The organism is Fredinandcohnia onubensis, assembly GCF_002734285.1.
GTDB classification, from domain to species: domain Bacteria; phylum Bacillota; class Bacilli; order Bacillales; family Bacillaceae_L; genus Ferdinandcohnia; species Ferdinandcohnia onubensis_A.
The window spans coordinates 24,475-46,994 of the sequence record NZ_NSEA01000036.1 but is presented as its reverse complement, the minus strand read 5'-3'; the positions used below and the strand labels follow the sequence as shown (position 1 = coordinate 46,994).

The 22,520-nt window shown below is 39.0% G+C and carries 19 protein-coding genes and 11 tRNA genes; 2 read left to right on the top strand and 28 right to left on the bottom strand.

Annotated features, from left to right (window positions below):
- Positions 1-86: 86 nt before the first annotated feature.
- From CKJ95_RS22955 to CKJ95_RS22900, 12 genes are all read right to left on the bottom strand, one after another.
- A tRNA-Gly gene (locus CKJ95_RS22955) sits at positions 87-160 on the bottom strand.
- 17 nt (positions 161-177) lie between these two features.
- Positions 178-254: transfer RNA gene (locus tag CKJ95_RS22950), tRNA-Pro, on the bottom strand.
- 8 nt (positions 255-262) lie between these two features.
- Positions 263-339 (bottom strand) — tRNA-Arg (locus CKJ95_RS22945).
- 87 nt (positions 340-426) lie between these two features.
- A tRNA-Leu gene (locus tag CKJ95_RS22940) sits at positions 427-513 on the bottom strand.
- A 17-nt stretch (positions 514-530) separates the two neighbouring features.
- A tRNA-Leu gene (locus CKJ95_RS22935) sits at positions 531-611 on the bottom strand.
- A 15-nt stretch (positions 612-626) separates the two neighbouring features.
- Positions 627-702: transfer RNA gene (locus tag CKJ95_RS22930), tRNA-Lys, on the bottom strand.
- 35 nt (positions 703-737) lie between these two features.
- Positions 738-812 (bottom strand) — tRNA-Gln (locus CKJ95_RS22925).
- Positions 813-947: 135 nt separating this feature from the next.
- Positions 948-1,023 (bottom strand) — tRNA-Val (locus CKJ95_RS22920).
- 59 nt (positions 1,024-1,082) lie between these two features.
- A tRNA-Glu gene (locus tag CKJ95_RS22915) sits at positions 1,083-1,154 on the bottom strand.
- 10 nt (positions 1,155-1,164) lie between these two features.
- A tRNA-Ser gene (locus CKJ95_RS22910) sits at positions 1,165-1,255 on the bottom strand.
- 2 nt (positions 1,256-1,257) lie between these two features.
- Positions 1,258-1,332 (bottom strand) — tRNA-Asn (locus tag CKJ95_RS22905).
- Between the two features lie 120 nt (positions 1,333-1,452).
- Positions 1,453-1,914, bottom strand: coding sequence for a SprT family protein (locus CKJ95_RS22900; protein ID WP_099355763.1), 462 nt, complete (start codon positions 1,912-1,914; stop codon positions 1,453-1,455).
- A 153-nt stretch (positions 1,915-2,067) separates the two neighbouring features.
- Between CKJ95_RS22900 and cmpA the strand changes: the two genes are divergently transcribed.
- Positions 2,068-2,181: a cortex morphogenetic protein CmpA gene (gene cmpA / locus CKJ95_RS22895; RefSeq protein WP_087947091.1), complete on the top strand. Its 114-nt coding sequence runs from the start codon at positions 2,068-2,070 to the stop codon at positions 2,179-2,181.
- Positions 2,182-2,199: 18 nt separating this feature from the next.
- On the opposite strand, the gene CKJ95_RS22890 is transcribed toward cmpA, so the two are convergent.
- The 8 genes from CKJ95_RS22890 to acpS form a co-directional block, all read right to left on the bottom strand.
- Positions 2,200-4,377: a Tex family protein gene (locus CKJ95_RS22890; protein ID WP_373604868.1), complete on the bottom strand. Its 2,178-nt coding sequence runs from the start codon at positions 4,375-4,377 to the stop codon at positions 2,200-2,202.
- A gap of 55 nt (positions 4,378-4,432) precedes the next feature.
- The gene (sigB, locus tag CKJ95_RS22885; protein ID WP_099355762.1) at positions 4,433-5,188 is read right to left on the bottom strand and encodes an RNA polymerase sigma factor SigB; all 756 of its coding nucleotides are present in this window, start codon (positions 5,186-5,188) and stop codon (positions 4,433-4,435) included.
- Positions 5,189-5,448: 260 nt separating this feature from the next.
- Positions 5,449-5,799: a type II toxin-antitoxin system endoribonuclease NdoA gene (gene ndoA, locus CKJ95_RS22880; protein ID WP_010284636.1), complete on the bottom strand. Its 351-nt coding sequence runs from the start codon at positions 5,797-5,799 to the stop codon at positions 5,449-5,451.
- A gap of 4 nt (positions 5,800-5,803) precedes the next feature.
- Positions 5,804-6,085, bottom strand: a complete 282-nt coding sequence (locus CKJ95_RS22875; protein ID WP_010284645.1) for a CopG family ribbon-helix-helix protein — start codon at positions 6,083-6,085, stop codon at positions 5,804-5,806.
- 224 nt (positions 6,086-6,309) lie between these two features.
- Positions 6,310-7,473, bottom strand: coding sequence for an alanine racemase (gene alr, locus CKJ95_RS22870; RefSeq protein ID WP_099355761.1), 1,164 nt, complete (start codon positions 7,471-7,473; stop codon positions 6,310-6,312).
- 189 nt (positions 7,474-7,662) lie between these two features.
- Positions 7,663-10,038 carry an immune inhibitor A domain-containing protein gene (locus CKJ95_RS22865; RefSeq protein ID WP_445079852.1) on the bottom strand — a complete coding sequence of 792 codons (2,376 nt, stop codon included), beginning with the start codon at positions 10,036-10,038 and terminating at the stop codon, positions 7,663-7,665.
- A 289-nt stretch (positions 10,039-10,327) separates the two neighbouring features.
- A complete protein-coding gene (locus CKJ95_RS22860) occupies positions 10,328-11,344 on the bottom strand; it encodes a LolA family protein (RefSeq protein ID WP_099355759.1) in 1,017 nt (338 codons plus the stop codon).
- Positions 11,345-11,596: 252 nt separating this feature from the next.
- Positions 11,597-11,956 carry a holo-ACP synthase gene (gene acpS, locus CKJ95_RS22855; protein ID WP_099355758.1) on the bottom strand — a complete coding sequence of 120 codons (360 nt, stop codon included), beginning with the start codon at positions 11,954-11,956 and terminating at the stop codon, positions 11,597-11,599.
- 121 nt (positions 11,957-12,077) lie between these two features.
- On the opposite strand from acpS, the gene CKJ95_RS22850 reads away from it, so the two are divergent.
- On the top strand, positions 12,078-12,797 hold the full coding sequence (locus tag CKJ95_RS22850) for a rhomboid family intramembrane serine protease (RefSeq protein ID WP_099355757.1): 720 nt from the start codon (positions 12,078-12,080) through the stop codon (positions 12,795-12,797).
- Positions 12,798-12,835: 38 nt separating this feature from the next.
- Here CKJ95_RS22850 and CKJ95_RS22845 read toward each other — a convergent pair whose 3' ends face one another.
- The 8 genes from CKJ95_RS22845 to CKJ95_RS22810 all read right to left on the bottom strand — a co-directional run bounded on the left by CKJ95_RS22845 (position 12,836) and on the right by CKJ95_RS22810 (position 22,406).
- Complete coding sequence (locus CKJ95_RS22845; protein WP_257215906.1) at positions 12,836-14,299, bottom strand: PH domain-containing protein; 1,464 nt, start codon at positions 14,297-14,299, stop codon at positions 12,836-12,838.
- The gene (locus CKJ95_RS22840; RefSeq protein WP_099355756.1) at positions 14,289-14,768 is read right to left on the bottom strand and encodes a PH domain-containing protein; all 480 of its coding nucleotides are present in this window, start codon (positions 14,766-14,768) and stop codon (positions 14,289-14,291) included. The genes CKJ95_RS22845 and CKJ95_RS22840 overlap by 11 nt, the downstream gene beginning before the upstream one ends.
- 121 nt (positions 14,769-14,889) lie before the next feature.
- Positions 14,890-16,404, bottom strand: coding sequence for a DEAD/DEAH box helicase (locus tag CKJ95_RS22835; protein ID WP_388041506.1), 1,515 nt, complete (start codon positions 16,402-16,404; stop codon positions 14,890-14,892).
- 386 nt (positions 16,405-16,790) lie between these two features.
- A complete protein-coding gene (locus CKJ95_RS22830; protein WP_099355754.1) occupies positions 16,791-17,498 on the bottom strand; it encodes an alpha/beta hydrolase in 708 nt (235 codons plus the stop codon).
- Positions 17,499-17,743: 245 nt separating this feature from the next.
- Positions 17,744-19,117 carry a UDP-N-acetylmuramoyl-tripeptide--D-alanyl-D-alanine ligase gene (locus tag CKJ95_RS22825; protein ID WP_099355753.1) on the bottom strand — a complete coding sequence of 458 codons (1,374 nt, stop codon included), beginning with the start codon at positions 19,115-19,117 and terminating at the stop codon, positions 17,744-17,746.
- 62 nt (positions 19,118-19,179) lie between these two features.
- Positions 19,180-20,265: a D-alanine--D-alanine ligase gene (locus CKJ95_RS22820; RefSeq protein ID WP_099355752.1), complete on the bottom strand. Its 1,086-nt coding sequence runs from the start codon at positions 20,263-20,265 to the stop codon at positions 19,180-19,182.
- Positions 20,266-20,462: 197 nt separating this feature from the next.
- The gene (locus CKJ95_RS22815) at positions 20,463-21,785 is read right to left on the bottom strand and encodes a hemolysin family protein (protein ID WP_257215909.1); all 1,323 of its coding nucleotides are present in this window, start codon (positions 21,783-21,785) and stop codon (positions 20,463-20,465) included.
- A 219-nt stretch (positions 21,786-22,004) separates the two neighbouring features.
- Positions 22,005-22,406 carry a MerR family transcriptional regulator gene (locus tag CKJ95_RS22810; RefSeq protein ID WP_099355750.1) on the bottom strand — a complete coding sequence of 134 codons (402 nt, stop codon included), beginning with the start codon at positions 22,404-22,406 and terminating at the stop codon, positions 22,005-22,007.
- Positions 22,407-22,520: the final 114 nt, after the last annotated feature.

Below are 22,520 nucleotides of genomic sequence, written 5' to 3'. Positions count from 1 at the left end.
TAAGAGTATTGATTGCTCAATAGTTTTTGTTACTTTAGAATTAAACGTTGACGCTTGTATTATGTTTAGTTTTCAAAGAACTAATTTGGAGCGGGTGATGAGAATCGAACTCACGACATCAGCTTGGAAGGCTGAGGTTTTACCATTAAACTACACCCGCATATATTAAATTTCGTCTGGTCGGGAAGACAGGATTCGAACCTGCGACCCCTTGGTCCCAAACCAAGTGCTCTACCAAGCTGAGCTACTTCCCGATATGAAATGGCGCGCCCGAAAGGAGTCGAACCCATAGCCTTCTGATCCGTAGTCAGACGCTCTATCCAATTGAGCTACGGGCGCATATTAATCAGTGATTTGAAATCAGCGACTTTTCTATAATAGCATCTTACAAACCTAATTGCAAGTACTTTTTTAAAAAACTTTTTTTGGTGCGGTCGAGAAGACTCGAACTTCCACGGGATCAACTCCCACTAGGCCCTCAACCTAGCGCGTCTGCCATTCCGCCACGACCGCGAATAGATTATACACAGTGCGGGTGAAGGGACTCGAACCCCCACGTCAAAGACACTAGATCCTAAGTCTAGCGCGTCTGCCAATTCCGCCACACCCGCATTTATTGATATAAATGGTGAGCCATGAAGGACTCGAACCTTCGACCCTCTGATTAAAAGTCAGATGCTCTACCAACTGAGCTAATGGCTCATGCAATGTTTTTTAATAATTGCTAGTAATGAAAATGGCTGGGCTAGCAGGATTCGAACCTACGAATGACGGAGTCAAAGTCCGTTGCCTTACCGCTTGGCTATAGCCCATTGAATAGACTTCATGAATTCTCTTCTTCGAATAAACTTCATGAACTTTCACCGCAAGAGGATATTTTGGGTTATTTCAGTAGGAAATAACACGAAATATCGTCGACATTACTAAGTAATAATCGCAACATAAAATGGTGGAGGATGACGGGATCGAACCGCCGACCCCCTGCTTGTAAGGCAGGTGCTCTCCCAGCTGAGCTAATCCTCCATGTTTAAGAGATAGAAATGGGAGGTAAGATTTCATCAATCCTACATCCCATCATTGTATGACCCGTACGGGATTCGAACCCGTGTTACCGCCGTGAAAGGGCGGTGTCTTAACCGCTTGACCAACGGGCCATTTTAAATCTGGCGGAGAAGGAGGGATTTGAACCCTCGCGCCGCTTACGCGACCTACACCCTTAGCAGGGGCGCCTCTTCAGCCACTTGAGTACTTCCCCATTGGCTCCGCAGGTAGGACTCGAACCTACGACCGATCGGTTAACAGCCGATAGCTCTACCACTGAGCTACTGCGGAATAATGTGACGACATTTCTTATTATAAAAACAGACTCCCTTGTTGTCAAGAGTATCTATTTTTTTATTATTCACCGTTTTTGCGGCGACTTTTATAATTTATCACATGATTAAACCTGAGTCAAACTTTTTTTACTTCCATTAATTTCCCTGAGCATTTTCCACAAACGTACCGTTTTGTATCGATCCTTCTTTTCCTTACATATCCTAGCCCACAGCTTGTACATGTATACAAGTATTGCTTTGACATTTTTCTTCTTGTGACAGATTCTAATGGTTTACAGAATCGGGGAGCGTCCACAGCATTTAAGAGATTCCGAAAGTCCCGATCGCGATGCTGATATCCTTTTCCCTCTATATGCAAATGATAATGGCACAGTTCATGCTTAATAATCCCGACTAATTCTTCGATTCCACGTTCTTGATAATATTTTGGATTCAGTTCAATATTGTGAGATTTTAGAAGATACCTGCCACCTGTCGTTTGTAATCGATTGTTAAAAGTGGCTTTGTGAAGAAATGGTTTACCGAACAATTCTAAAGAAACCTCTTCCACTATTTTTTGTAGTTCAAACTGTTCCATGTTTTTTTCTCCTTTCTATCCTTTTCGAACAGGACATACTGTATCTGCATACACTATATATACTCAAACCTATAGTTTGGTAACTTCATCACTATAGTATCATTTTTTTAATTTTTTGGAGGGTAAAAGTTTATTAACGAGGAGGTTTAGCCTATGCCTACTTGGCTTCAAAATCAAATGAAACGCGCCTACTATGAGAAAAATCGATACCAAATTAAATTATTGAATCAATGCTGGTATTTTTATAGAAAAAAACACTGCTCGTGAGCAGTGTTTTTAGATTTATTAGTTTTGTGGCGGCAGCATTGTTAATGCCACTCTTCCTTTTTTAACATCGACGTCATCTATCCAGACCGTTACAACATCTCCGACTGATACTACATCAAGTGGATGTTTTACGAAGTTATTGCTTAGTTTTGAGATATGGACTAAGCCATCCTGCTTAACTCCAATGTCAACAAACGCTCCAAAATCTACAACATTTCGAACGGTTCCTTCAAGCTCCATTCCTTTCGCAATGTCTTCAAGCCTAAGGATGTCTTTTTTAAGTAATGGTTTTGCCAGTTCATCACGTGGATCGCGTTCGGGGCTTACTAACGCTTCCGTAATATCGTGAATGGTGATTTCACCAATTCCCATTTCAGCAGCCACTTCCTCTGCCACGATAGATGAGATGGCTTCTTTTAAATTATCTGTACCAAGGTCATTACTCGTTAAACCATATTTCGCAAGAAGTTTTTTAACTTCCTTATAGTTTTCCGGGTGAATTCCTGTACGGTCTAATGGTTCATTACCATCAACAATACGAAGGAATCCGATACATTGCTCATATGTTTTTGCACCTAGGCGTGGAATGTTCTTTAATTCGCTTCTGTTCGTGAACTTCCCTTGTTCTTCACGTTTTTTGACGATGTTGTTTGCGACAGCTTTGGATAGGCCAGCTACATATTGTAATAAGGATGGGGATGCTGTATTTACATTCACTCCAACCTTGTTAACTACCGTTTCAACGACGAAGGTTAGCTGGTCATTTAATTTTTTCTGTGAAACATCATGCTGGTATTGACCTACTCCCACTGACTTCGGATCAATTTTCACTAGTTCTGCCAATGGATCTTGAAGTCTTCTTGCAATGGAAACCGCACTTCTTTCTTCAACTTGGAAATCAGGAAATTCTTCTCGCGCGATATCGGATGCTGAGTACACACTTGCACCCGCTTCATTCACGATAATATAGAAGATATCTTGATTTACTTCTTTTAAAACATCAGTGACAAACTGCTCTGTTTCTCTTGAGGCTGTACCATTTCCGATTGCCACCATTTCAACCTTAAATTCCTGGAGAATGGATTTGATTTTCTTAACCGCTTCTTCTTTTTTATTCACTGGCGGATGTGGGTAAATGACATCTATTTTTAAAACCTTCCCTGTTTCATCAACAGCAGCTAGTTTACATCCTGTACGATAAGCAGGGTCAACCCCTAGAACAACCTTACCTTTTAGTGGTGGCTGTAAGAGTAGATTACGAAGGTTTTCTGAGAAAATGTGAATGGCTCTGTCTTCTGCCTTCTCCGTCAACTCTTTTCGGATTTCTCTTTCAATTGAAGGCTGAATCAAGCGTTTATAGCTATCTTCAATTGTTTCTACGATATATGGAGTTACCGGTGAATTTTCCTTCTTTACGATTTTCCGATGTAAGAAGGTTACAATTCGGTCAAGAGGTGGTTCAATTGATACACGTAAGATCTCCTCTTTTTCTCCGCGATTCATCGCTAGTACACGGTGTGGAACTACCTTATGAATAGGCTCTTTGTATTCATAGTACATTTCGTAGACATTTTTTTCGTCTTTTTCTTGATCCTTTACCACTGTTTCAATTGTGCCTTGTTTGAAGGTTTCGTTGCGGATCCATTGACGGAAACTCGCGTCATCCGAAATCCACTCAGCGATAATATCTTTAGCCCCCTGGATAGCATCTTCAGCACTGAGTACTTCTTTTTCCTCTGAAATGAACCCGGTAGCATATTGTAAGACATCTACATTCATTGGGAAGGTATATAACCATTCTGCAAGTGGCTCGAGTCCCTTTTCTTTTGCCACGGTCGCTTTTGTACGACGCTTTTGCTTATATGGTCTGTATAAATCCTCAACCTGCTGTAGCTTTGTCGATTTCATGATTTCTGCTTGAAGCTCATCAGTTAGCTTTCCTTGTTCAGAAATAAGTCGAATAACCTCTTCTTTTCGTGTCTCAAGGTTCTGTAAATACGTCCATTTTTCTTGTACATCTTTAATTTGTACCTCATCTAAAGAACCTGTCAGTTCTTTACGATAACGCGCGATAAAAGGTACGGTATTGCCTTCATCTAAGAGGTTAATCACACTATGCACTTGCTTTGTTGTAATTCCAATGTCTTTGGCGATGGTTTTTACCATCATTTCATTTGATTGCAATGTTTGTGTCAAAACTGTTTTCCTCCTACTTTCACTTCTAACCCTTATCTATTCTACCAAAATTAGCTCATCCAAGTACTGCTTCTCGAAGCTTTTTAATGGCATTTCGTTGGATGCGGGACACATGCATTTGTGAAACCCCAACTATTTTTCCTGTCTCTCTTTGACTCTTCTCTTGAATGTATGTGTAGTAAAGAATTTTCTTTTCACGATTAGAAAGCACATGGAGAGCCTTCTTTACATCCAATCTTTTCAATACTTTCTCGTAAGCTCTATCCTTCTTACCTACTGTTTCTATTATCGCTTTGCCTTCAGACTCTTGGTCAATCGGCATTTCAATTGATTTTGAATAATAAGCTTGTCCAAGTTCCATTGCTTCTAGGACTTCCTTTTTATCTACATGAAGATAATTTGCGATTTCATGTACCTCTGGTGTCCTTTGCAAGGCTACTGTAAGTTCTTCTTTTGCCTTTTTTATTTTTATTCCGAGTTCCTTAGCCCCTCTTGGCACATGTACATTCCATGTTTTATCTCGTAAATAATGTTTAATTTCACCAATAATTGTTGGTACAGCAAAGCTATTAAAGCTCTTTCCAACCGTTTGATCGAATCTTCTGATTGCACCTAAAAGTCCAATTCTCCCTACTTGGACAATATCTTCGTGAAACGCTCTGCCTTTAGAGTATTTCCAAGCAATTGAATGAATCAGATTCTCATACTTCTCAACGATTTCCCTTTCTATTGCTTTTGAGCCAGTTTTTCGGAAGTCCTGTACCAGCCTTTCTACTTCGTCTCTTTTCGGATTTGTAGATTGCCTTTTCATTCTTTTCCACCGCTCTCTCTTTATTTTTTTCGAAAGGTATTTAAGGATAATCCCTTAATATGTGCTTCGATAGAAAAGATGTGATATCCTTCACATTTCAGGATTTGTTACATAAGTAAAATGTTTTTGTAATATATTATGTAGCCGGTATTTATAGGATCAAAGACGAAGAATGCCACATCCTGTGGGACTAATAAATAAAATAAAAGAAGTTACCACGGGGTAACTTCTCATAGACGTATCACATATAAATAAATGAATTAAAAATCGATGAGTCCTAAACTAATTTGTAAGGCATCATCCACTCTGTCCATCATCTCTTCATCGAGATGTGTTATCTTATCGGTTAGACGCTGCTTATCGATTGTACGAATTTGTTCTAACAGAATAACTGAATCGCGCTCAAATCCATAACGCTCCGCATCGATCTCAACATGGGTTGGGAGCTTCGCTTTTTGAATTTGTGCAGTTATGGCTGCGACAATGACTGTGGGACTAAACCGATTCCCGATATCGTTTTGGATGACAAGAACAGGACGAACGCCTCCTTGCTCTGAGCCAACAACTGGGGAGAGGTCTGCAAAATAAACGTCGCCACGTTTTACAATCAAATGATTACCCCCCGCTAACTAAGCGTTCTACGGTGTGGTCAGCCTCAGATTCAGCTAAAAAAGCCTCCGATGCAATAGTAAGGTTGATTTTTGCCATTTCCATGTAACCGCGTCTCATAGATTCTGTAATTTGACGCTTCTTTCTCTCACGTAGATACATTTTTGTAGCTTGATAAATCAGTTCATTACGGTTACCGTTTTCTTGTTTCACTAGGCCATCCAACTCACTAATTAGGTTTTGTGGTAATCGTACTAGAATTTCTGTTGTTGCGCTGGATTCAGACACAAACATACACCTCCACCAACTTGCCACCAATATTCTACTCCAATCTTAATAATACCATTATTATGATTAGATGCAAAGCTTAATCCATTAATTCTTAATTATTATCGACATATACAATTGGTTTTTATGCATAGGATTTACAAGGTTTCCAAAACCTGCATTTATTTATGTGCATAAAAAAAGAAAGTGATCCAACGTGTACAACCATTGTACTATTTTCTCTACTAGTAATGTCTTAATAACGGATTTCTCACTTCAATTATTCTCTTATTTCTTAAAAAAATACGTGGAACTCGAAAACTTATCGTACATGTAACCTCGTAGTTGATTGTTTCAAGAGCGCTTGCCACATCGTCTACACTAATAAATTGGTCATTTTGCTCCCCGATTAAAGTGACTTTTGTGCCTACCGGTAGTTTATTTGGAAGTTGAACCATAAATTGGTCCATGCAGACACGGCCAATGATTTGACAGAATTCACCGCCAATTATAACGTTCGTATTTTGTAGTTTCCGAATCCAACCATCGGCGTAGCCGACTGGAACTGTCCCGACCCACATATCTTCATCTGCTGTAAAAGTTGCCCCATAGCTTACTTTTTCGCCTTTTGAGATTCGTTTTACATGGACGAGTTTGCTATGGAAAGAAAAGGCTTGCTCAAGCTCGTAAGGTAGCTGATCTTTTATTTCCGGTGATGGGGTCATTCCATACATCCCAATTCCCAGTCTCACCACATTGAATACTTTATCGGGAAAACGATAGCCAGTTGCACTATTTCCACAATGAATTATCTTCGGTTTGTTTGGAATCCACCCAAGCATTTCCAGGAAGTTCTGATATTGTTGTTCAAAATAAGATGTATCAATTTCGTCTGCTGTTGCAAAATGAGTAAAAACACCATCGAGTTGAAGTTGAGGATTTTGCTCAACTTTCTTAAGAATCGTTTGTAATTCCCCTTTTTCTTTAACTCCAAGGCGTCCCATTCCTGTATCAAGTTTTAAGTGAAGGGTAAGTGGAGTACTGCCTTGATAGTTTTCTAATACCTCATCAAGCCACTCCCCGCTGTAAATGGTGAGCGAAATATTGTGTTCTGCTGCAATAGCTACGTCAGTTGGACGTGATGCTCCAAGTACAAGAATTGGTGCATCTATTCCTCCATGGCGTAGAGAGATCGCTTCATCGATAAAAGCAACTGCAAGATAGGTAGCCCCCGCTTCAAGCGCAGTTTTTGCAACCTCCACGTCTCCGTGTCCATACGCATTTGCCTTAACGACCGCCATTACGTCCACTTGTTCTGGTAAAAACCCTTTCATGTTTTTTACGTTCTCAAAAATGCAATCTAAATCCACTTCAACCCAAGTATCACGATAAAAATGGGTAGAGTCCATGAATAAACACCTTCTTAGATTATTAACTACTATATGAATTCGATTATTAAACTTAGTTGTGTCCATGTCAATGGTAGTTTTTCATCATACCCATCTTAACATATGACGAAAAAAAGAAAATATGTTGAAGAAAAACTAAAATGCAGGCCAAAGACCCCTTTGGGTGGTCAAAGGGGTCTTAAAATATTTTTATTTAAAAATTAACACCTTACCTACTGTGCCATCAGCACTTTGGCCAACAACACGGAATTTTAGGCCATATTCAGGAATGTTACGTCCTGCATCGACTAAGCCTGGGTTACTATAGTCAGCACTATCATCAAATAAAGGTGTGCGTTGTGTGAAGTTGTCCTTCATTGTAAATTGACCTGGGTAATCTAAGAACATTTTCTCCGATTTATCTAAGCTGAATGCCGCATCATGAAGTTGATAACGTGTTGAACCTACAGCTTTGTCACTCCAACTTACGGCGTGCTGATCCGCATCGACTACTCCTAAGAAACCATCACCAGGATGTGCCCCAGTCCAGTTATTATCATAGCTTTCATCAACATACCAAACAACTAAACCTGGGTCATATGACATTAGGCTCGCTCCACGGCGGATATTCTTTAATCCTTTATCGACACCATTATGAGATCTCCATTCTAGTAAATAGTAATGGTTTGTTTCATATTTCCCATCATGTTTTTCAAAACCATCTAGTGTAAACAGAGGTTTTCCTTCTGCTCCATCAAAAAATACTTCATTCCCGTCTGCCGTCACCTTCACATTATCCGCAAAGAAACCATCTAGGTTTGTTGCCCAATCTGTCATTGAGCGGAATTGTAGTTGGATTTCTTCACCAGCATAATCGCTTAAATCAATCGTTTCATGGACCCAACCATTACTAGACCCAGTATAACCTGGTAGGTTTTCACTAATTGCTGAATAACCATTAGGATCAAGAGTTGTTGATGTTCGGTCGCTTGAAAGCGATGTCCAAGTGTCTCCTCCATCAGTTGAAACTTGAACCATAGCATAATCCCAATCTTGTTCGATATTATACCAAGCATCAAAGTCTAGGGTTGCACTTGAAGCCCCTGTCAAGTCAACCTTTGTCACCATTTTATGGTCTACTTCGTCTCCTTTACCACCGTAATACTCATATGATCCATCAGCAGGTGAATTTAGCACATTCAACTTTCCTGGCAAATCAATACGTACGGCATCATAATTGGTACCTTTTGTTACACCCTCATCTAGAAGGACAGTCGTACCATCACCAGTGATATCATTGGCATGAAGTGTTGTCCCACTCAACCAGTTCCCACCATGCCATGCTTGGAGTTTTTCTTTTGCATATGCACTCATACCCGGTGGTTCTGTTCCTGGAATATCTCCAGCCCAGCTTCCACTAGCCATTACTGACCAGTAGGCAACAGCCTCACCAGCTCCACTATATACAGTGTCATATTCATCCGGTAGACCTAGATCATGACCAAATTCATGGATGAACACGCCTGCAGCACCGTCTTCAGGTTCAATTGTGTAATCATAAGCACCTAATAGTCCGCCAAAACGATCACTATTTGAAGTTCCTCCTGGCACAGCACGTAAAGCCCCTAGGTTCCAACGGTGTGACCAAATTGCGTCCCCACCAAGGGAACCACCACCTGCCTCTTCACCTACACCTGCATGGATAACCATAAGATGGTCAATAATTCCATCCGGCTCATTATATACACCGTCTCCATCATAATCATCACGATCCCATACATCATATTCACTTAGGTCCACATTAGGGTCAGCCCCTGCTTTTTTTAGGGCTTCCATCACTAATTCGCGTGGTCGAGCGTCACTACCATCTGGGTCTGGATAATTCCCACCATAATATGCCGCTGGGTGATCTGCAGTATACCAGCCCGCTACAGTTCCATCAACTGTATAACTACCACCTGATTGTTGTTCATAATATTGCTTCATGGATATTAAATCTTCACCGTTTGGTCCTTTATATCCATCCTTACCGAAAATCATATTTTGGAAATGATCATGGGTATAGTCCTCATACCACATGTCTGTTTCTTCTTTTGTTATGGAGCTTTTCTCATAGTCTGGGAAATCAATAGCAAGGACTAGAACCTTATCCTGACGCACCTCGCCGTTATAACCATCTTCCTGTACAGGATCCACTTTATTTTTCTTTGCCTGTCCAAACTTGTTCCCCTTTCCGTTTTTCAAACCATTGTCAATTGATTTTTTTGCAGACTTAAGATTAGCATCAAGCCCCTTTGGTAGCTTGTCCTTTGTTTGACCAGAGTTCGCGGCTTTTGCCTTTAGGAACTTTTTCAATACCTTCTCCGCTTCTGCTGGGGAAGCGTCTTTTGCGATTTTGCCATTTTTCTTGAGCATTTCAATGAGTTTTTCATCGTTTGCGATCCCTAAGTCGATTGGTGAGCCTTGTGAAGCTAGTTTTGAGGATACATCTGATGCGCTAGCGTTTGGTGATATGGCTGGACCTGCTAATAGTCCAACGCTTAATGATAATGCAAGTGCTGTGGAAAAAATCTTTGTTTTCTTCAATTTCATACCCCTCCAAATATCTGTTATGAGTTCCGTACACTTTGTCCTAAGTTTCTTACAATCCCAGCTCCCTTCTATACTTGGACATGTCTCGCTTAAATAATGTAACAGAGTCTTTTAAAAAAATTTGTAGAAATTCAATATATAGAACTTTTTTCGTTCGTTAAATTCTACGTTCTATCAACTTCATCCGACAGCATCCTTCGGTTTCTGAAATAAATTCCAAAGGATGCTGTCGATATTTAGAGACAAAAAAACAGACCCGATTATTCGGGCCTGGGTTCGGAGTTTATTTTACAGCCTTGCCTTGTACTGTACGTGCAACTGAGATTAACTCATCTTGAGTTAGATCGTCTGATGCAATCATAAATTCTGCACCATTGTGTGTCCATGAAATCGCCTTATCTGTAAGAGTCCCCACCGTGAATCCAAGGTCAACAGGCTCACCGCTTAATGAAATTGTTGTAGCAACCTCAGCAACTCGGGCTGTTTCTTGGATTAATGTGAAGGTTTTCTCTCCACCGAAAGTCATAATGACACGTGTTCCATTTTCCGTTTCTATTTTCTTTTCTTCTTTTAATTCAACACCAGCAAGTGCATCCTCTGAAGGATATAGAACTTCAAGTGGTTGCTTATCAACCTCACCCATTACTGGGATTTCACCTATATTGGCAGAAGACATATTCTTCTCAACATCAAATGCTGATTTATCGAAGCTTGCGTCAAATTCAACCTTAGTGAATTCAACTAACAATAATACTTTACGATCAGGGTCCATTACCTTCACAGATACTGGAGCTAAGTCCTTTTTGCTAAATGTAATTTCTTGTTTTGGCAGCATATTATTATTTTTGTAATTTGTTTTTGTTTCAAAAATGTATTGATCCTTTGTAGCTGTAAATTTCGCTTCTGGATCTTCCTGCACATCATGTACTAAAGATTCAAAAAGATAAGCTTGGCTGCTGTTTTCTGGCCAGTCGCTTTGGAATCGGAAGCTTTTGTTAAGAGCAGGTGTCAGAACAAATACCCCTTCTTCATTACGTAAAATCATCTGGCTTTGGTCTTTTTCTGCATTCTTAAGGTTTACACGATAGAATGTCGGCTCCTTATGCCAAATTTCCACTTCATATACTTGTGGATCATTGCCTGTTTGAAGCGTCATCTTCGCATCTGCCTTATAGCCAGTCATTTTTTGGACCTTTGCATCTAATGCACTAACCACATCTTCCTGTGATTTTTCCCCACATGCTGCGAGTACAAGGGCAATGAGTAGCCCTAATAACAACAAAAATACTTTTTTCTTCATTTCCTCTTCAACCCCTTTGCCTCTTATCGCCTATTGGTTGAGACAAAGTGTATTATGTGACGAACAGGTAAGGAATCATTTCCGTGCGTATTAGGACCCCATCATCTTCCTAGTGTTCTTTCCAACTCAACTTTGCAGCTTACTTACTAAAGCATCTAAACTAAGTGAAAATCACACCGTTCATCATATTCATACACCTTGTCTCACCTACCGCACTAAAAATATATGAGGCAAAGTTGTGTAATATGCAGACTAGCTTGACAAGCTTTCAAGAATTACTTGCGCAACGGCATAATCTTTACTGTGTGTAATGGATAAATGGGCCTTTTGATTCATTGGTTTTGTAAGGACTGGCTTACCCTTTTCATCTGATAAAACCTCAATATCCAAAAAACTCAAATTCTCACCAATTCCAGTTCCAACAGCCTTTGAATATGCTTCCTTTACAGCAAACCGACCTGCAAGAAACTCAACCTGACGGGACTCAGAAAGACGAAAAAATTTTTCTTTCTCGGCATTTGTTAATATCCGATCTACGAACTTTTTCTGTCTATGTAAAATTTTTTTGATTCTCTCAAGCTCCACAATATCAATACCTGTTCCAATGATCATTTCAAAATCCTTTCTTCTATATAAAAGCTTTCAATCATAAGATGGTACAAACCGTTAAAGGATGTTCGCCATCCTTTGAAGAATATAGTACGATAAGATGACTACAAAAAGGAGTAATAAGATGTTTATAAGAACTGAAAGCTTTCGTCAATTTTTACGATTATATCCTATTATATCAATATTAATCGGGATTCATATTTTTCTTTGGTTGTTGATTTTTTTATCTCTTCCATTTGGAACAACTCTTATGCAGCACATGATTGGATTTAATTTCTTAATTTCTGAAGGCGAGTATTGGAGATTAGTCACCCCCATTTTTGTCCATAGTGGGTTTGGCCATATGTTGTTTAATTCATTTTCACTTGTCTTATTTGGGCCTGCGTTAGAAAGCATGTTAGGTAAATTCAAATTTATCGTAGCCTATCTCTTAACGGGAGTAGCTGCAAACCTAGCAACCTTTTACATAGAACCACTCGAGTTTGCCCATGTTGGTTCTTCAGGGGCTATCTTTGGATTATTTGGTATTTACTTATATATGGTCTTGTTCCGTAAAGACTTGATTAATCAAATGAATTCGCAGCTCATCATGACGATTTTAATTATTGGTTTGGTCATGACATTTATAAATTCAAATGTCAATATTATCGCCCATATCTTTGGATTCCTTGCTGGCGCTATTATTGCACCACTCGTTTTACCGAGAACCGCAGGTCAGCCACAGGTCATCATGGCAGGAAATTCATCTTACAGACCACGAATGAGGATTCCTAGACAATTTTCTACCAAACATATTATTTGGTTGATTATTATTATCTTAGTGATTCTCGGAATTTTCCTCTAAAAAATTCAAGAGCTAAAGCGGAATGGCTTTAGCTCTTTTTAATCATTCATCGATATATCTTCTGTTATTGTCTTGTTTCGCTTTCTGTACCATTCCCAAATGATCCAGCAATCGGAAATCTGCAGATCCTTTACTTCAAACCCTTTGCCTGCGACAGCTGATTTAATAAAGGTTTTAACTGAACCAATGTCTTTTTTCCTTTGGAAGTGGGATTGTTTCTTGTCCAAGGATTGGATTCGTTTTTTATGATGAAGAACGGTTACCTTGCTAAAAAAGCGAAACTGTAAGGTCAACTGGTCCTCTTCAATCTTCCATCCGGCCACTTTATAGCGGCTATAGCCAAGCATTGCCCCAATTGGTAAAAGAAACAGACCTAGATAGCCCCATGAACTAAAGACATAGGACAACATGACAATTGCGGGGACAAGTGCTAGAAAAGGCAACATCCCTCTAAACATATATCTCCACTTTGCATTGGAAGGTGCGTAATTTTCAATTTCTTGCATCTGATAGTCAGGAACAAAATGCTGTAACAAATGATTGATGGCATTTTTCTTTACTAAAGGAAATAGCACGGTTGAGAAATCTTCTCCTTTATTAATCGAGCCACCAGCACTTTCAATATACACCGTTGCATAGCCTAAAGGCTGCCTTATCAAATTCTCACCAATACGTATCGCCTGTATCCGTGTTAACGGAATGGTTGTCTGCTTTTTTTCAATCAATCCTCTCGTTATAAAAAGCTCATCTTCTCGTTTTACGACTGTAAAATTGGCGTAGCGGAGGGTCATAATTAAAATCCCAACTATCCACGCGATCAATAAGAACAAAGCAATTAGTGCGATAATATAGATTAAAATCGATAGACTGACATATTTTTCAATCGTATTATATAGTTTTTCAAATGGTAAGTATTCTGCAAACTGACTCAGAAATGCAAGTACACCGGAAATAACAATCCCGATTCCCCCTGAGGTGGATGCAAGGACAAGCAGTTCCTTTGGTGTAATTTGATATGTAAATCTTGTTTTCTGTGTTTCGGTTTCTTCTTCCTGTTGCTTTTTCGAACGAGATAAGATTTCACGTAATTGATTGGCTTCTTCTTCTTTAATAGCCGTTAGAACAGCCTCAGCCTGCATGCCCCCACCGGCTGTCTCCACCTGTAGTTTTACCAACCCAAAAATTCGTTGAATAATACCAGCGGATACATCTATCGTTTGAATTCGCTCTATAGGTATATAGCGTTTTTTTCGGATAATCACACCATATTCAATTCGTAACTCTCCATTTTCAATCCGATAGGTATAACGATACCAATGCAAGATTCCATAGATCAACATCAATAAAATAAAAGCAAAAGCACCTAAAAAATAATATTTTTCAAAATCATCCCCCGGTCCTACAAAAAAGAGGAATATTAAAGGGAGTATCATTTCCTTAAGTTGCTTTAAGAAACTTAAAATGCCAGCAACCGGGTGCATTCGGCGTGATTCAAACATCATCTTCATCCACCCTTGCTAAGCTTGAGATTGAGTCACGCAACTGGTCTGCTTCCTCCAAATCAAGTGCTGGTATTTCATGAACTGTTGCCGCTGTTGAAATGGTAACAGTAGCTAAATGATGTTTACGCAACAACGGTCCTTGCTGGGTATCAACGTGTTGGACGCGGTTCATTGGAATAATTGTTCTTTTCACAATGAAAACGCCACGTTGGAGGTCAATTTCATGTTCATGAACCTCATATCTCCAACGCTTCCACTTTAGCTTCGGTAAAATGAAAATCGTTAATATTGATTCAATCATGCAAAGGATGAGTAGGCCTGTTAAAACCCAGTACGTCCAATCAAAAATAATCGTAAGGACTAAGACAGTTATGGCTAAAGTCCAACCAATCATAGACGAAATGAGTGCAGATGTTTTCCATACTGTTAAGGCACGTGTACTAATCCGATTTTTTGGGATGTCCCTCATAATCCAACAAACCCTTCTCAATTGGAATATTATTCTTACCAACCTTTTCAGTATAAATGATTTTGAGAAAATTTGACATAAGAAAAAACAGTGCACAAGCTGTGCACTGTTTGGTTATTAATTATTCTTCGTTTTTACGGAAGTTGCCGCGACGATTGCTACTTGAAGAGTAACGATTTCCGCCTGATCCTTGACGACCACCTGAACCTTGTCGTCCACCATTTCCACGACCGCGGTCACGACTACCTTTATAACGCCCACGGTCACGTCCACCACCGCGGTTATTATCTCGATTGTCTCTCTTAACGCGAAGAGGTGCTTCCTCAGTTAGTTTAATTGGAGTTGCATCTGGCTCTTTAGTCATTAACTTAATTGCAGCTGCAACAACAGAAACTGAATCATGCTCTTCTAAAAGCTCTTCAGCGATACGAGTATAATATGATAAATTATTGGCCTCAATCGTAGATACGATTTTTTCCATCGTGATCTTTTGTTGCCCTTCTAAAGCCTCATCCAATGTAGGTGGCTTCATTTTGTCCATTTTACGTTTTGTTGTATTTTCCACGTTTTTAAGTTGGCCGATTTCTCGAGGTGTTACGAAAGTCATCGCCATACCATGTTTTCCTGCTCTACCTGTACGTCCAATTCGGTGTACATAGCTTTCAGGATCTTGTGGAATATCAAAATTATATACATGTGTAACACCGGAAATATCTAGTCCACGTGCTGCAACATCTGTCGCAACTAGTACTTCGATAGATCCTTCTTTGAATTTGCGCAAAACAGATATACGTTTTGCCTGACTTAGGTCACCATGGATCCCCTCTGCCGCATAACCTCTTAAAGTTAATGCTTCTGAAAGTTCATCAACACGACGCTTCGTACGTCCAAAGATAATCGCTAATTCTGGCGATTGGATATCTAATAAACGAGTTAGGACATCGAACTTTTTCTTTTCCTGAACTTCTAGATAGTATTGTTGAATATTTGGCACTGTTACTTCTTTTGCTTTTACTTTCACAATTTGTGGGTCTTTCATGAAACGTTCAGCAATGCGTTGGATTGGACCTGGCATCGTTGCAGAGAAAAGCAAAGTTTGACGTTCGTCAGGAACTCCTTTTAAGATCGCTTCAATATCCTCGATAAAGCCCATGTTTAACATTTCATCAGCTTCGTCTAGAACGACTGTTTTTACATTTTGAAGCTTAAGGGTTTTACGATTAATATGGTCTATTACACGTCCTGGCGTACCAACAATGATATGAGGGTGTTTCTTAAGTGAACGAATCTGGCGAGAGATATCCTGACCACCATAGATTGGTAAAATTCGAACGCGGTTGAAGTGCCCGATTTTATGAAGTTCTTCTGATACCTGAATCGCAAGTTCACGAGTTGGTGCAATGACAATTCCTTGGATGTTGTCGTCTTTTACATCGACGTTCTCGATAAGAGGAATTCCAAATGCTGCTGTTTTTCCTGTTCCTGTTTGAGCTTGACCAATTACGTCATGCCCTTTTAATGCTAATGGAATCGTTTGTGCTTGAATCGGAGTTGCCTCTTCAAACCCCATTTTACTGATTGATTTCATTAAGTCTTGACTAATCCCTAGTTCGTTAAATACTGCCAATTTTTTCATACTCCTTTTTACTAATCTATTTGTACAATGACAAAATTGACTATTTAGACGGGAAATCTGTATAGACACTGGGCTTTTCGCCTCGAATAATACGATTTTAAGCTGGATACAACAATAGGCTGCATCATGATCGCAAAACCTACACATGAAGATAAGTACGCGGTAGGTAGGCAACTGCCTAGTATTTATAGTAGATCAGAATCTAATTCTGCTTAAAAAAAGGACATTTTCCGTGAAATAACGGAAGTAATGCCCTCAGGGTTCACGTCCAAAAAGTTAATAAAAGGGCGTTTCCAATGAGTTAACAACATATGCCCTTTTTAACACTGTAGATGTAATCTTACCACTACCCCTTTAGAAATGCAATAAAGCTGAATTTTCAATGATTAGTATATACACTCTTTTGTTGTTTCATGTAAGAATGAATCTACCTCTTTAAATAGTGTTTCCTGGTCCCCACCATAACAAACATGATGCTTTGCACATGGTAAAAAAAGGAGTCTTTTTTGCGTAGATGAGATAACTTGATTCAAGTAATGCGCACTTTTAACTGGGACAATCCCGTCACATTCGCCTTGTACAATTAAGGTAGGCACATTGATTTGGTTAAGCAATGGTCTAATCTTTCGTACAAGCTTTCGAAATTCAATTGTTGCGGATAGAGGAGTGTCCACTATTTTCTTTTTATACCGTAAATAGAGTTTGTTTTTATGAAGATTTTTGTTTAGACCATCACGAAGCATGAGTTTTATATCGGATACAAGTTGCTTTGGGTTGATATAGTAAGCAGCAGCACTTAGTAAGACGAGTTTTTGAATTGGAAAACGCGTTGCTAAGTAACCAGCTATGATTCCACCCATCGAAAAACCGATGACAAAAACCTGGTCACAAGTATGAAGGAGTTCAACTAGCTCCTTTTCTGCATATTCAATCCATTCTGAGTAATGGGTTCCCTTTAAATTCAAGCTCTCGCCATGACCGGGCAAGGTTGGTGTTCGGACGACCCAATCTGTTGAATGGCGGATATGCTCTGCAAGTGGCTCAACTTCATAAGGAGCCCCAGTAAAACCGTGTATGAACAAACAGCCAATCACCAAAATTACTCCTCTCTAAAATGTTTTTGAAATAATTGTAATGTTTTTGTAACATTTATCGTTTTCAAACGTACTAATAAGTAAGAAACATATTTGGGAGGGTTTTAAATGGACAAGCTATTCAATGAAAACTCAGATTTTATGAAAGAATTATTATCCTACTCCTTGGGAATCTTACTGACTATTCTAATTATACTACCATTTATAAACTAGAAAAGCTCGGCAGGTGCACGCCGAGCTTTTTCTTATTTTTTGAAGGCAAAAATGACTTCTTCGAGCTTCATCCCTCTTGAACCTTTTACTAAAAGGATATCCTCTTCTGATAATAGGTTTCGCAATGCTTCTATTAGGTTTTCCTTGTCTTGGAATGCTGAAACACGTTCTTCAGGAAAATGTTCTTTTGCCCCATTAGCGATATGCTCGCCTAATGTACCGTATGTGAATACATAATCAACCTTGTCAGGCTGAATGAAGCGCCCCACTTCTTCGTGGTATTCATTTTCTTTATCTCCAAGCTCTAGCATGTCACCCAATACGACTATTTTTTTACCAGAAGTCTTTAAATCATGAACTAGGCTGATTGCAGCTTTCATGGATAGTGGGCTTGCATTGTAAGCATCATTAATTAGTTTTGTCCCGTTGACACCTTCAATTAGCTCGAGCCTCATATTCGTAATCTTTATTTGTTGCAAGCCGCTTTCGATTTGGTCCCAGGATAAACCGAAATGTCGAGCAACTTCAATAGCAGCCATTGCATTATTAACATTATGTTTACCTAAAACGGGCACATAAAACTCCTTATTTTCCTGCTCATTAATGGAAAAATAGGTACCCTCACTTTCTTGTTTAATGCTTAATGGAAACAGATCATTTTTCGTTGACTCACCAAAGGTTGTCGTATGGATATCCATTGCTTTAACCCGCTCTGTTAAAAGTGGTTCGTCCCCATGATAAATAAGCAAGCCATCTTTAGCTAACCCATCAACAATTTCAAGCTTCGCCTTGGCAATTCCTTCACGAGAACCGAGATCCATCATATGGGATTCACCAATATTGGTTATAACTGCCACATTAGGTCGTGCTAATAAAGTAAGGAATTCAATTTCTCCAAAAGCGCTCATTCCCATTTCAAGTACAGCAACTTCCGTATCCTCTTTTAATCGTAAAAGAGTTAAAGGCAAGCCGATATGATTATTGAAGTTTCCTTCTGTTTTTTGAACACGCAGATTCGTTGATAAAACAGCTGTCACCATATCTTTTGTTGTTGTTTTTCCATTGCTTCCTGTAATCCCGACGACTTTTATCGAAAGCTCATCACGATAGTTTTTTGCTAGTGTTTGAAGAGCTTCTAATGTGTCCTTTACAAAAATAACAGGTATTTGCTGTGGTGGATTTGGCTGGTCACTACCCCATAAGACCGCTGCTGCACCATTATCAATCGCCGAGTCCACAAATTGATGACCATTAAAGGTTTCGCCAATGATTGGTATGTACAGATTTCCAGGTGAGATCGTTCTTGTGTCAATGGATACACCTTCTATTACGACATTTTGAAATTGTGGATCAAGCTTTTCACCGTTTGCCATCTGTGCGATTTGTGCCAACGTCTTTTTTATCATGAAAATCTCTCCTTTCATAAAGAAACACTATTCAGAAGGAAGAATAGTGTTTCTGTTGATTTTTAGATGGTGTATTTAATCGTTTGTTTTTCGTTATGGCGCTCGATTGCAAGCTCAACTAATTTTTCAATAAGTTCTGGATAGCTCACACCAGCCTCTTGCCAAAGTAACGGGAACATACTGAATGGTGTAAATCCAGGCATTGTGTTTACTTCATTAATGATGACTTTTCCTTCTTTCGTTAGGAAGAAGTCCGCTCTTACTAATCCAGAGCAATCAAGTGCTTTGAACGCTTTAACTGCCTCTGTTTTGACATTTTCATATTGCTCATCTGTAATAACAGCAGGAATGATGAGAGCTGTATCGCCATCTTCATATTTTGCTTTATAGTCATAAAAATCTTTCTTCGGTACGATTTCTCCAACAACTGAACAGCTAGGATTATCGTTTCCAAGGACACCGATTTCAATTTCACGGCCAATGATTGCCTCTTCAATAATAACTTTACGATCAAACATGAAAGCTTCTTCGAACGCTTTTTCAAGACTTTCACGGTCTGTTGCTTTGCTAATACCAACGCTTGAACCAAGGTTTGCTGGTTTAACAAAGCAAGGATAGCCAAGTTCTTCTTCAACTTTAGCGTACGCTTCTTCTGGATTTTGCTTCCACTCGCTACGAATATATGAAGCATATTTTGCTTGAAGCAGCCCAGCTTGGCCAAAGATGTTTTTCATAATGACTTTATCCATACCTGCTGACGAAGCAAGTACGCCATTGCCAACGTATGGGATGTTCATAAGCTCAAGCAGTCCCTGAACCGTTCCGTCCTCACCATTTGGTCCATGTAACAACGGAAATACGACGTCAATTGATTCATTCTGAATTGATTGCTGCGCAGGAAAAAGTTCTGCGTTTAACGAAACAGGTGAAATTGGTGTTCCAGCCTCTTTTAATACTAATTTCTTTACGTCATCAACTGGACCTGTCAATTGATTCCCACGAATCCATTCGCCTTGTTCTGATATATAAATGGGATGAATATCATATTTTGAGTGATCTAATGCTTTGATTACAGCTAATGCGGTTTGTAAGGAAACCTTATGTTCAGCTGATTTCCCTCCATATAGCAAGCCTAGTTTTACCTTCATTAAGCTTCCTCCTAAAAATTCGTATACCCTTTATTTTAACATTAACGCTTTTATATTATATAACAATTACATAACATTTCTATAATTTATTACATGTGTCTAGAAATGTGTCTGTCTAGGCTTGAACCTAATTTTAAGAATGATGACGTGTGCCTACATAAAAAGCCTTGACGAAAAAATCGTCAAGGCTTTTGCATCTATTCTAATGCACTGGCGCTTTGGCCAATGGTGTAGACATGTTCTTGTTGGATTATTTTTTTGATTTCGAGTGATTTGATATGGTGACCATCCATTTCGATAATTCTAAATTCATAATCCCCAAATGGAATTTTGTCACCAGGGTGGATATCAATTTGCTCTGTTAAGATCCAACCACTAATCGTATCTACATCTGTATCATCAATTTGTAATCCAAACAAATCGTTAACTTCCCCGATTAAGACCTTACCATCTAAGATGGTTGTCGTATCGTTAATTTTTTGAACGGCTGGTTTTTCATCTGTATCGAATTCATCGCGAATTTCCCCAACGATTTCTTCGATTATATCCTCAACCGTAACCAAACCTGAAGTTCCACCATATTCATCTATTAAAATCGCCATGTGTACGCGTTCTCTTTGCATTTTCGCTAATAGTTCCTGAATTGGAATTGATTCGATCACATGGATAATCGGTCTCGTATAATCCTCAATTGTTTTCCCATCTGCACCTGTACCTGTCACAACATCGGTTAGTAGTTCCTTTAGGTTAACTAACCCAATGATATGATCCTTATCCCCGTCAACGACCGGATAACGTGTATACTTTTCACTCGTCATAATCGTTAAAATATCTTGGACCGATTTGTCGTTTTCAAGCGCGATGATTTCGGTACGAGGTACCATGATTTCTTTGGCTACACGATCATCAAATTCAAAGATATTATTTACATATTTATATTCAGATTGGTTAATCTCACCATTTTTATAACTTTCAGACAAAATAAGTCTCAATTCCTCTTCGGTATGGGCAATGTCGTGTTCTGAAATTCGTTTAAAGCCGAATAATCCAGTTAACAAACGAGCAGAGCCGTTTAATACCCAAATAAACGGAAACATCAATTTATAGAAAAAGATTAATGGTCTAGCAAAAAACAAGGTAATTCTTTCTGCTTTTTGTATCGCAATTGTTTTAGGTGCGAGCTCCCCGACAACTACATGTAAAAACGTAATGGTCAAGAAGGCCAATGCGATTGATAAAACAGATGAAAACGAATCCGGTATATTTAAGATACCGAATAATGGATGAAGTAAAGCCTCCACAGTTGATTCTCCAAGAAAACCAAGTCCTAGAGCTGTTACTGTTATACCTAATTGACATGCAGACAGGTATTCATCCAGGTTTGAGATTACAGTCTTAGCAGCAGTTGCGCTTTTCCTCCCTTCTGCTACGAGCTGGTCGATGCGAGTGCTTCTTACTTTTACAATCGCAAACTCCGACGCTACGAAAAAGGCAGTTAACGCAATTAAAATTGCAACCATGACCAAATTAAATATCTCCAAATAGTTTCCTTACACGCGAGAGGCGAGTAAGGATTACACCTCCTAAATAGGTAAGTTTTTAGATTTTTAGTTTCTTTACTATTTTTTTAATTAAATTACAAAGAATGTTGTTTATATAAAGTATTTATGACAATGATTTTTTATTCTCTTAGAATGAATTTTTATTCTGTAAGTTTCATAACTATATGATTCTTTAACTCAAGTAAACAGAACCATAATTAGTTTTGCAAGTGCCATGCTTTGTGAAGACATCTTATTCAATACTGATTTTTGTTGCTCTGCGGATAATCCCTCGAGCATCGGCTTTATTTCTTTAAGTTCAGTTTCTAGGTATTCCATTCGCTTTGATAAATCCTGTGTGTATTTCAAGACTTTCTCTTGCTCTACACGATTTGTTTTAAATAGCTCTACCTTTTCCTTAATTTCAAGTAAAGGGATGTTTAACTCCTTATACTGTGCTACAAGATGAAGGGTTTCCACAGCTTCATCACCATAGAATCGATAGTTAGAGTCTGAGCGTTCAGGCGTTAAAATACCAAGTTGTGTGTAATAATCAATCGTACGCTTTGATACATTTGCTTCTTTTGCTAATTCTCCAATACGGTATAACTTCCCAACGGCTTCACCCCTTCTATCAGTCTTCTACTCTTCTATTATATGTAAAATAAACCGTACAGTCAAACGTGATGGTTTTTCGGTACGGTTTGACTCCAA